The 10218-nt window shown below is 69.0% G+C and carries 11 protein-coding genes and 1 tRNA gene; 6 read left to right on the top strand and 6 right to left on the bottom strand.

What is annotated here, in order from left to right; genetic code table 11:
• Window positions 1-20 precede the first annotated feature (20 nt).
• Window positions 21-2870, bottom strand: a complete 2850-nt coding sequence (gene aceE, locus ACLBYD_RS28895) for a pyruvate dehydrogenase (acetyl-transferring), homodimeric type (protein ID WP_447819132.1) — start codon at window positions 2868-2870, stop codon at window positions 21-23.
• A gap of 325 nt (window positions 2871-3195) precedes the next feature.
• Here aceE and ACLBYD_RS28890 point away from each other — a divergent pair, with 325 nt between their 5' ends.
• The 3 genes from ACLBYD_RS28890 (at window position 3196) to ACLBYD_RS28880 (ending at window position 4218) form a co-directional block, all read left to right on the top strand.
• Window positions 3196-3618 carry a DUF3052 domain-containing protein gene (locus ACLBYD_RS28890; protein ID WP_006554437.1) on the top strand — a complete coding sequence of 141 codons (423 nt, stop codon included), beginning with the start codon at window positions 3196-3198 and terminating at the stop codon, window positions 3616-3618.
• 31 nt (window positions 3619-3649) lie between these two features.
• Window positions 3650-4114, top strand: coding sequence for a peroxiredoxin (locus ACLBYD_RS28885; protein ID WP_006554436.1), 465 nt, complete (start codon window positions 3650-3652; stop codon window positions 4112-4114).
• A 32-nt stretch (window positions 4115-4146) separates the two neighbouring features.
• Window positions 4147-4218: transfer RNA gene (locus ACLBYD_RS28880), tRNA-Val, on the top strand.
• A 61-nt stretch (window positions 4219-4279) separates the two neighbouring features.
• On the opposite strand, the gene ACLBYD_RS28875 is transcribed toward ACLBYD_RS28880, so the two are convergent.
• The 5 genes from ACLBYD_RS28875 to ACLBYD_RS28855 are packed head-to-tail and all read right to left on the bottom strand — an operon-like array spanning window position 4280 to window position 7465.
• Window positions 4280-5008 carry a CBS domain-containing protein gene (locus tag ACLBYD_RS28875; protein ID WP_247849228.1) on the bottom strand — a complete coding sequence of 243 codons (729 nt, stop codon included), beginning with the start codon at window positions 5006-5008 and terminating at the stop codon, window positions 4280-4282.
• A gap of 35 nt (window positions 5009-5043) precedes the next feature.
• On the bottom strand, window positions 5044-5445 hold the full coding sequence (locus ACLBYD_RS28870) for a DUF5655 domain-containing protein (RefSeq protein WP_447819131.1): 402 nt from the start codon (window positions 5443-5445) through the stop codon (window positions 5044-5046).
• Entirely contained in the window at window positions 5442-6278 is an 837-nt protein-coding gene (locus tag ACLBYD_RS28865; protein WP_247849227.1) for an SURF1 family cytochrome oxidase biogenesis protein, read from the bottom strand. The genes ACLBYD_RS28870 and ACLBYD_RS28865 overlap by 4 nt, the downstream gene beginning before the upstream one ends.
• Before the next feature lie 28 nt (window positions 6279-6306).
• Window positions 6307-6777 (bottom strand): low molecular weight protein-tyrosine-phosphatase, encoded by a 471-nt coding sequence (locus ACLBYD_RS28860; protein ID WP_447819130.1) that lies wholly within the window; start codon window positions 6775-6777, stop codon window positions 6307-6309.
• Window positions 6767-7465, bottom strand: a complete 699-nt coding sequence (locus ACLBYD_RS28855) for an HAD hydrolase-like protein (RefSeq protein WP_447819129.1) — start codon at window positions 7463-7465, stop codon at window positions 6767-6769. The genes ACLBYD_RS28860 and ACLBYD_RS28855 overlap by 11 nt, the downstream gene beginning before the upstream one ends.
• A gap of 75 nt (window positions 7466-7540) precedes the next feature.
• On the opposite strand from ACLBYD_RS28855, the gene ACLBYD_RS28850 reads away from it, so the two are divergent.
• From ACLBYD_RS28850 to ACLBYD_RS28840, 3 genes are all read left to right on the top strand, one after another.
• Window positions 7541-8689, top strand: a complete 1149-nt coding sequence (locus ACLBYD_RS28850) for a Nif3-like dinuclear metal center hexameric protein (RefSeq protein ID WP_447819128.1) — start codon at window positions 7541-7543, stop codon at window positions 8687-8689.
• A gap of 74 nt (window positions 8690-8763) precedes the next feature.
• Window positions 8764-9501: a zinc ribbon domain-containing protein gene (locus tag ACLBYD_RS28845; RefSeq protein WP_060652755.1), complete on the top strand. Its 738-nt coding sequence runs from the start codon at window positions 8764-8766 to the stop codon at window positions 9499-9501.
• A partial coding sequence (locus ACLBYD_RS28840) for a bifunctional RNase H/acid phosphatase (RefSeq protein WP_447819127.1) occupies window positions 9498-10218 on the top strand: 721 nt, incomplete at its 3' end. The genes ACLBYD_RS28845 and ACLBYD_RS28840, both read left to right, overlap by 4 nt.

Below are 10218 nucleotides of genomic sequence, written 5' to 3'. Positions count from 1 at the left end.
GGACGTGACCGGCGGACGGATCAGGCGACGCCCGGATCCGCCATCGAGACCGGGGCGGCCGTCACGTCGTCGATCTTGTAGGTGCGGGCCGCCTCGACGGCCTTCTCACGATCGATCGCGCCTTCGCGGCCGAGTGCCGAGAGCACCGCAACCACCGTGGACTCGGCGTCGATGTTGAACACGCGGCGGGCGGCGCCACGGGTGTCGGAGAAGCCGAAGCCGTCGGCGCCGAGCACCGTGTAGTCGCCCGGAACCCACTTGCGGATCTGATCGGGCACCGCGCGCATCCAGTCGGACACCGCGACGAACGGACCCGCCGCGTCGTTGAGCACCGACGCGACGTACGGCACCGGGGCTTCCTCACCGGGGTTCAGCAGCGCCTGGCGGTCGCACTCGACGCCGTCGCGACGCAGCTCGCCCCACGAGGTGACGGACCAGACGTCCGCGGACACGCCCCACTCGTCGGCGAGGATCTCCTGCGCACGCAGCGCCTCGGGCATCATCACGCCCGAGACCAGGATCTGCGCCTTCGGACCCGACTCCGGGCCCCGCTTGTACAGGTAGATGCCCTTGAGCAGGCCCTCGACGTCGAGATCCTCCGGCTCGGCCGGCTGCGAGTACGGCTCGTTGTAGATGGTGATGTAGTAGAAGACGTCCTCACCGCCGAAGCCGTCGACACCCTCCGTGCCGCCGTACATCCGCCGCAGACCGTCGCGGAAGATGTGGGCGATCTCGTAGGAGAACGCCGGGTCGTAGGTGACCGCGGCCGGGTTGGTCGACGCGAGCAGCAGCGAGTGCCCGTCGGCGTGCTGCAGGCCCTCACCGGTCAGCGTGGTGCGACCGGCCGTCGCGCCGAGGACGAACCCGCGTGCCATCTGGTCGGCCGCCGCCCACAGGCCGTCGCCCGTGCGCTGGAAACCGAACATCGAGTAGAAGATGTACACGGGGATCATCGGCTCGCCCTGCGTTGCGTAGGACGTCCCGACCGCCGTGAACGACGCCGTCGAACCGGCCTCGTTGATGCCCTCGTGCAGGATCTGGCCGACCTCGCTCTCCTTGTAGGCGAGCATCAGATCGGCGTCGACCGAGGTGTACAGCTGACCGTTGCGGTTGTAGATCTTCAGCGACGGGAACCACGAGTCCATACCGAAGGTGCGGGCCTCGTCCGGGATGATCGGCACGATGCGCTTGCCGATCTCCTTGTCGCGCAACAGTTCCTTGAGCACACGGACCGTCGCCATGGTGGTGGCGACCTCCTGCTTGCCCGAACCCTTGCGGACGACGTCGTAGGTCTTCTCCGCGGGCAGTGCCAACGGCTTCGCGGCGGTGCGGCGCTCCGGCAGGAAGCCGCCGAGAGCCCGGCGACGTTCGAGCATGTACTGGATCTCGGGCGACTCGAAGCCGGGGTGGTAGTACGGCGGCATCTTCGGATCCTTCTCGAGCTCGGCATCCGAAATCGGGATCCGCTGGACGTCGCGGAAGTACTTGAGGTCCTCGAGGGTGAGCTTCTTCATCTGGTGGGTCGCGTTGCGGCCCTCGAAGTGCTTACCGAGCGTGTAACCCTTGATGGTGTGCGCGAGGATCACCGTCGGCTGACCCTTGTGCTCCATCGCCGCCTTGTAGGCCGCGTAGATCTTGCGGTAGTCGTGGCCGCCGCGCTTGAGGTTCCAGATCTGCTGGTCGGACAGGTCCTTGACCAGTTCCTTCGTCCGCGGGTCGCGGCCGAAGAAGTGCTCGCGCACGAACGCGCCGTCGTTGGCCTTGTAGGTCTGGTAGTCGCCGTCGGGGGTGGCGTTCATGAGATTGACCAGCGCGCCGTCCTTGTCGGCGTGCAGCAGGGCGTCCCACTCGCGCCCCCACACGACCTTGATGACGTTCCAGCCGGCGCCGCGGAAGAACGACTCCAGCTCCTGGATGATCTTGCCGTTGCCGCGCACCGGGCCGTCGAGACGCTGCAGGTTGCAGTTGACGACGAAGGTCAGGTTGTCGAGACCCTCGGTAGCCGCGACGTGCGCCAGACCGCGCGACTCCGGCTCGTCCATCTCGCCGTCGCCGAGGAACGCCCAGACGTGCTGATCGGAGGTGTCCTTGATGCCCCGGTCGTGCAGGTAGTGGTTGAACCGTGCCTGGTAGATCGCGTTCATCGGGCCCAGGCCCATGGACACGGTCGGGAACTCCCAGAAGGTCGGGAGCAGGCGCGGGTGCGGGTACGAGGGCAGGCCACCACCGAGCGAGGCGTGGCTGTGCTCCTGCCGGAAGCCGTCGAGCTGCTCGGTGCCGATGCGGCCCTCGAGGAAGGCTCGGGCGTAGATACCGGGGGAGGCGTGGCCCTGGATGAAGACCTGGTCGCCGCCGCCGGGATGGTCCTTGCCGCGGAAGAAGTGGTTGAAGCCGACCTCGTACAGGGCGGCGGACGACGCGTAGGTGGAGATGTGACCACCGACGCCGACACCCGGGCGCTGCGCGCGGGTGACCATGATCGCCGCGTTCCACCGGATGTACGCGCGGAAGCGACGCTCGACCTCCTCGTCACCGGGGAACCACGGTTCGCTCTCGGTGGGGATGGTGTTGACGTAGTCGGTGGAGGTCAGGGCGGGAAGGGAGACCTTGCGCTCGTTGGCACGCTCGAGCATGCGCAGCAGCAGGTAGCGCGCGCGGGTGGGGCCCGCGGCCTCGAGCATCCCGTCGAACGACTCGAGCCACTCTTCGGTCTCCGCCGGATCGATGTCCGGCAGGTAGGAGGCCACGCCCTCGCGGATCACCCGGACACGGTTGTCCTTGGTCGATGCCGGCTTGGCCGAGGAATCCGGTCCCGACGCGCCCGGTGCGGCGCCTTCTCGGGAGTCGGATCCGTGGATCAGGTCTGTCAACGTCTGCTCCTCATCGTGGTGGGCGCGTAGGTGGAGCGCCCTCTCCGTCGGCCGGCTCTTGTGGGAGCCGACGCAATCGACATCTGAACATGATGCACCCCTCATCTTCCCCCATCCGCGACGAAGGATCACGCCGTGGCCCGGTCAACAGGACGGATCGGACACGGTGCGGGGTGGTGCAATGGGTCCCTCTCCAAAGATTCTCCCGCTTTTCCCAGCGATTCGGGTTGCGTTGAGGCCCGCAACGATGTTCGCTTTGACCAATTGATCGTCACGCCGGTACGCGGATCCGATTCGCGCACCACAACCCTTAGGAGGAGCCACCGTGGTCGCCGCGGCGGATGCCAAGAACTATGTCTCCAAGCTCGGTATCACTCACGACCACGTGGTGCAGGAACTCGGTTGGGACGAGGACACCGACGACGAGTTGAGAGCTGCGATCGAAGAGGTCACCGGTACCGAGCTGCTCGACGAGGACTCCGACGAGGTCGTCGACGTCGTGCTGCTGTGGTGGCGCGACAGCGACGGCGACCTGGTCGACGCTCTCATGGACGCGATCGGCCCCCTCGCCGACGAAGGCGTCGTGTGGGTGCTCACCCCCAAGACCGGGCGCCCCGATCACGTCGAGCCCAGCGAGATCGCCGAGTCGGCCGCCACAGCCGGCCTCACCCAGACCACGGCCACCAACCTCGGTGACTGGATCGGCAGCCGCCTCGTCCAGCCCAAGGCCGGCCGTCCCCGCCGCTGAACCGGCTCCCGGAACGTAAGGATCCACACGCATGCCGATCGCCGTGGGCGCCGAAGCCCCCGATTTCACTCTCAAGGACCAGAACAACCAGGAAGTGACGCTGTCGAGCTTCCGGGGCAGCAAGAACGTGCTCCTGGTCTTCTACCCGCTCGCCTTCACCGGCGTCTGCCAGGGCGAGCTGTGCGCCGTCCGCGACGACCTGCCCACCTTCGAGAACGACGACACCGCCATCCTCGCGGTGTCGGTCGGCCCGTCGCCGAGCCACAAGATCTGGGCGGCCGAGCAGGGCTACACCTTCCCGCTGCTGTCCGACTTCTGGCCGCACGGCGAGGTCGCGCAGGCCTACGGTGTGTTCAACGAGAAGTTCGGTTTCGCCAACCGCGGCACGTTCGTCATCGACAAGGACGGCATCGTGCAGTTCGCGGAGGAGAACCAGCCCGGAGAGGCCCGTGACCAGGGAGCTTGGGCCAGAGCGCTCGCCGCGCTAAAGTCCTGATGCGAAGTCGGCGGCACCTGCCGTCGCCTTTCGGGCGTGTAGCTCAGTGGTAGAGCTCTGGTTTTACACACCAGCGGTCGGGGGTTCGAAACCCTCCGCGCCCACAATCCCACGTGCGATTTCGGTGGATCGAGCCCCGCTCAGCGGGGTCGGATCCACACAGATCTAATGTCCCGCATTCACTGCCGCGACGAGCGTCGGCAGGTCGTCGGCGACGACGATCATGAGCGGCCGTTCCTTCGCGCTGCCACTGTGCGTGACGATCAACGCCGTCGGCGGCAGTTGCCCGCCCGCGGGCGGCGATAGCTTCTTGATCGCCTGCGGCACCGTGATGGTGCGGGGCAGGTGCGCGGCCCGCTCGTGCGGTTCGGCGAACTCCAGGGCCGCTCCGACGGTCTCGCCCTCGACGATCTCGTCCGTCGCGAGACGATGCGCGAGCCAGCGGGCGATGCAGTTCGTCGTCAACAGCCCGAGATAGGTGTCGTCCTCGTAGATCGGGAACTGCGAGTAGTCGTGGCGCCGGATCTCGTCGAGCACCCGATTCAGTGGTGTGCCCGTCTCGAACACGGCGGGTGCCCGCCTCGGCAGGACCTGCAGCACCTTCGGCGGATCGATGATCCTGTCGCGCAATCGCTCGATCGCCTCGACGACCTCCGGGACCGGATCGGCGACCGGCTTGCCCCCGTAGTAGTCCTGGTGCACGAGCGCGTTGCGCAGGTCCGCGAAGGCCCGGAGGGCGGGCAGATCGACCTGGGTGCGGTGGCGCCGGGCGTACTCCTTGGCCATCCGGACGAAGCTCATGTGCTCCTCGTCCGTCTGCAGCTGCCACTTGAAGTGGTTCTCGATGGCCGTGAACGCCGACAGGAACCGGATCGCGCCGCTCACCTCGTCCATCTCGTCTCCTTCGTGCGGAAGGGAGTCGTGGGGCGTCAGTCGCGCGGTTCCGCTGCGGTGCGGTAGGCGACGTTCAGCAACTCCACGAAGTGGTCGTCGAGTTCGTCGACCGACGAGACGCTCAGCCGGTGCGTCGTCACCGTCCCCTTCTTCGGGAACGCCTCACGCAGCGTCGCGTGATGGATGCGTCGCGGCAGATCCAGGGCCACCTCGAGACGCGAGGCGTAGACGAACGCCGCCGCGAACGGACGGCCCCGCGACCAGGAGATCTCCGACGCGTGGACGTGCTCGGTGACGTCGTCGCCGAGGTCGAGGATCATGGCGCGCACGTGCCGGAACACATCGACGGCGGCCGGATCCTTGTCGGCCAGGTAGTCGTCGACGGTCGCGTACATCGGGAGCTCCTCGAATCGGGGCAGTGTGGTCGGCTCGGTCACCGCGGCCGGCCGTATCGATCGGCGAGCTTCTCGCTCGCGGTGCGCGGTGCCGCTTCCGCCGGGGCCTCGGCTGCGTCACCACCGTCTTGTGAACCCTTGGACTTCCTACGCTCCCGCAGCTCGGCCCACACGAAGTAGCCCAGACCCAGCGGAGCCATGATCCCGAACGCCAGCCACTGCAGGCCGTAGGACAGGTACGGGCCCGAATCGAGCTGGGGGAGCGGGATCACGCCGAGACCGCCGGGCTGGTCGGCGTCGAGCTGCAGGTAGACGTCCTCGAGATCGAGACCAGTGACGGACGCGACCTGCGGGGCGTCGATGAAGTACACCTGCTGGTAGCCGTCGTCGACGAAGGGGGCCTTGTCCTCGACCGTTCCCTCGGACATCCGGATGCGGGCGTCGAGGGTGACGGTGCCGGACGGCGCGGCCGGGATCTCGGGGATCTCGGTGCCGCGTACGGGCCGCACGTACCCGCGGTTGACCAGGATCGTTCCGCCGGAATCGAGGACGAACGGGGTCAGCACCTCGTAGGCCGGCCGCGACTCGACGTTGCGCAACCGCACGAGCACGTCCGACTCGGGCAGATAGGAGCCCTGCGCGAGCACACGGCGCCACTCGTCCTCGATGGTCGGACCGTCGCCGCCCAGCAGTTCACCGACGGGAACCGGATCCTGTGCCATCGACGCAGCGATGCGACCGTTGCGGTCCTCGGTGCTCGTGTTCTTACCCAGCTGCCACGGCGCGAGGACCGTGAAGCACGCGTAGGCGAAGCCGACGACCACCAGTGCCAGGACCAACCAGCCGGGGCGTAGGAGAAATGTCAATCGGCGCACAGATCCACGGTAGCCGGTGAGGTGCGTCTCACTGCTGCCGCACCCGCTCGAGCAGGCCCGGAACGGCGGCTTCGATCTGCTCGCGGACCTGCTCGAACTCGTCGAGAGAGCCGTAGTACGGATCGGGCACGGAATCGTCGTCGGCGTCGGGATCGAACGAACGCAGCAGCACACGGCGATCGGACGGGACACCGAGCTGCGCCAGCGCCCGCTCGTGAGTGGTGGTCATGGCGACGACGAGGTCGGCCGCCAGGTGCTCGGCACCGAGCTTCGCCGCGCAGTGACCGGTGGGATAACCGTGCCGCTGCAGCACCGCATCGGTGCGCGGATCCGCCTCGGACCCGACGTGCCAGCCGTGCGTGCCGGCGCTGCTCACCCGGACGCGCTCGTCGAGTCCCTCCCGCCGCAGGTGCTCGGCGAAGATCTTCTCGGCCATCGGCGACCGGCAGATGTTGCCGGTGCACACGAAGGCCACGTGGAAGCGGTCGTCAGCGTCCACCCGTGAGTACCTCCCGCAGTTCCTCGACCGAGGCGGTCGTCCGCGCCGCCGCACGCCCCTCGGTCTCGGTCCCGTAACCCCACTCGACGAAGACCGTGGGGATGCCGAACCGGCCCGCACCGTGGATGTCGTGCTCGCGGTCGCCCACCATCACCACACCGGTCGTGCCGCCCGCCTCGGCATCCTGCGGATCGATCCCGAGCGCGGCGAGGCTGTGCGCGACGACCTCCCACTTGTGCCGCCGGGCGCCGTCGTCGCTCGCACCCCCGATGAACTCGAAGTATCCGGTCAGACCGAAGTGGTCGAGGATCCGTTCGGCGAACGTCTGGGACTTCGACGTTGCCACCGCCAGGCGGCTACCTGCTTCACGGACGGCCTCGAGCACCGCTTCGATGCCGTCGAAGACCGCGTTCTCCGCCCAGCCGGTGGCGGAGTAGTAGTCCCGGTAGGCCGCGAGTCCCGCAGCGACCTGCTCCTCGCCGAGCCCGAGATTCTGCAGGGTGTCGCGCATGGGCGGTCCGAGCAGCCACTGCAGGTCGCCGTCCGGTGCCTCGAAACCGGTCGTCTCGGCGGCGTGGAGGAACCCGTTGATCACCCCGGTCGCGGAATCGGTGAGCGTGCCGTCCAGATCGAAGAGGACGACGGGAGCAGGGAGCACGAGCGGCTGGATGGCAGCGAGAACGGTCACCGGGCCATTCTCCCCGTTCGTCCGGTCCTCCGCCGCGTAGGGTCGTGCGCGTAGGAGAGAGCGGATCAGCTGGAGGTGGACGTGACGGCGGCGACGCTGCGTGAGGTGATCGACGTTCTGGGGACGGCCTACCCGCCGTCGCTGGCGGAGAGCTGGGACTCGGTGGGACTCGTCGCCGGCGACCCCGACGAGCCGGTGCGCAAGGTGCTGCTCGCCGTCGACGCGACCGCGGCCGTCGTCGACGAGGCGATCGAATGGGGCGCGCAACTGCTGCTGGTGCACCACCCGCTGCTGCTGCGCGGAGTCGACACGGTGGGCGCGCACACCCCCAAGGGCGCGCTGATCCACCGCCTCATCCGCGGCGGCTGCGCTCTGTTCACCGCGCACACCAACGCCGACCGTGCGAACCCCGGTGTCTCGGACGCCCTCGCCGGGGCGCTGGGCCTGACCGGCCTGCGACCGCTCGAGGCCAAGCCCGAACCCGCGACCGACAAGTGGGTCGTCATGGTGCCGTCCGACGCCGCCGACACGGTGCGCGCGGGACTGTTCGCGGCGGGCGCGGGTGCCCTCGGCAACTACCGCGAATGCTGCTGGTCCACCACGGGCACCGGCCAGTTCCGCCCGGTCGACGGCGCGGACCCGGCCATCGGCTCGGTCGGCGACCTCGAACGCGTCCCCGAGGACCGGATCGAGGTCATCGCGCCGCGCCGGTCACGGGCGGCGGTGCTCGCGGCCCTGCGCGACGCGCACCCCTACGAGGAACCGGCCTTCGACATCATCGAACTCGCCGACCTGCCGAGCGATCGCGGGCTCGGCCGGGTGGGGGATCTGCCGCAGACCCGCACGCTGCGCGAGTTCACCGCCGACGTCGCCGCCGCTCTGCCGGCCACCGAATGGGGCGTGCGCGGCGCGGGAGACCCCGGCCGGCCGGTGCGGACCGTGGCGGTGTGCGGCGGATCCGGTGATTCCTTCCTCGGACTCGCCACCGCGCAGGGTGTCGACGTCTACGTCACCGCCGACCTGCGGCACCATCCCGCCGACGAGCATCTGCGCGCCGGAGGTCCCGCGCTGGTGGACGTCGCGCACTGGGCGAGCGAGTACCCGTGGTGCGCGCAGGCCCGCGACGTCCTCGATAGGGCGTTCGCCGATCGGGACGGCTGGCAGGCGCGGGTCAGCGAGTTGCGCACCGATCCCTGGACGACCGCGGCGGGCGCGGTACGGTAATCAGCTACGACACGTCCCGCGTGGCCGCCGACTCCCGGCCCACCGACACACCATCGAAAGCAGGAACCACCCGAGTGAACGTCGAACCCACCGTGCAGGCCAAGCTGCTGTCCCTCGCCGCCGTGGACGCAGAGCTGAACCGCCTCGCGCATCGCCGTCGGACACTGCCCGAACAGCAGGAGGTGGACCGCCTGCAGACCGAGCGCAACGCGCGCAAGGACGCCGCGGTGGCCGTCGAGATCATCCTCGACGACCTCGACCGGGACATCCGGAAGCTCGAGGGCGAGATCGAGGCCGTGCGCATGCGCGCCGACCGCGACCGGTCGATGCTCCAGAGCGGCTCGGTGGGATCGAAGCAGCTCACCGAACTGCAGCACGAGCTCACCAGCCTCGAGCGTCGCCAGGCGGCACTCGAGGACGACCTGCTCGAGGTCATGGAGCGTCGTGAGGCGTCGAAGGCCGACCACGACCACGCCGGTGCGCAGGTCTCGCAGGTCGACGACCAGCTCGGCGACGCCGTCCGGGCCCGCGACGAGGCGCTCGCCGACATCGAGGTGGCCGAGCAGCGGTGCCGCAGCGACCGCGAGGCACTGCTCGCCGTCTTCCCTGCGGAACTGGTGACGCTCTACGAGAAGCAGCGCGAGAAGTCCGGCATCGGCGCCGCACTGCTGCAGGCCCGCCGCTGCGGCGCGTGCCGTCTCGAACTCGACCGCGGTGAGATCGCCCGGATCGCGGCCGCACCCGCCGATCTGCTCGTCCGGTGCCCGGAGTGCGACGCCATCCTGGTCCGCACCAAGGAATCCGGACTGTGACGACGGTCGTCGTCGAAGCGGACGGCGGTTCCCGCGGGAATCCCGGACCGGCCGGTTACGGTGCCGTGGTCTTCGATGCCGACCATCGGACCGTCCTCGCCGAACGCCAGGCGAGCATCGGGCGCGCGACGAACAACGTTGCCGAGTACAAGGGTCTGATCGCCGGTCTCACCGCCGCCGCCGAGGTCGGCGCCGACGAGGTGCACGTCCGCATGGATTCCAAGCTCGTCGTCGAACAGATGAGCGGACGGTGGCAGGTCAAGCATGCCGACATGATCCCGCTGGCCGCGCAGGCGCGTGAGCTGGCCGGCCGGTTCCGCAGTGTCGACTTCACGTGGATCCCGCGTGCGGAGAACGCCCACGCCGACCGGTTGGCCAACGCCGCGATGGACGCGGCGGCCGAAGCGTTGCTCGACGTCGCATCCGACACCGTGGCACGTGCGGTGCCGGCGAGCACGAGGACCGAGAACGTCACGACCCCGCCGGTCGTGCCGGTGCCCGACCCGGCTGTTCCCGCTTCGCCCGGCTGGACCGGTGCGGTCGGAACACCGACCCGTCTGCTGCTGCTGCGCCACGGGCAGACCTCGCTGTCGGTCGAGCGTCGCTACTCGGGGCGGGGCAACCCGGAGTTGACCGAACTCGGTCGCGAGCAGGCGGTCGCCGCGGCCCGGCGGCTCGGTGCCCGTGGTGGGATCACCGCCGTGCTGTCGTCGCCCC

The organism is Rhodococcus sp. C26F, assembly GCF_053345925.1.
This window is presented reverse-complemented; position numbering and strand designations above follow the sequence as displayed.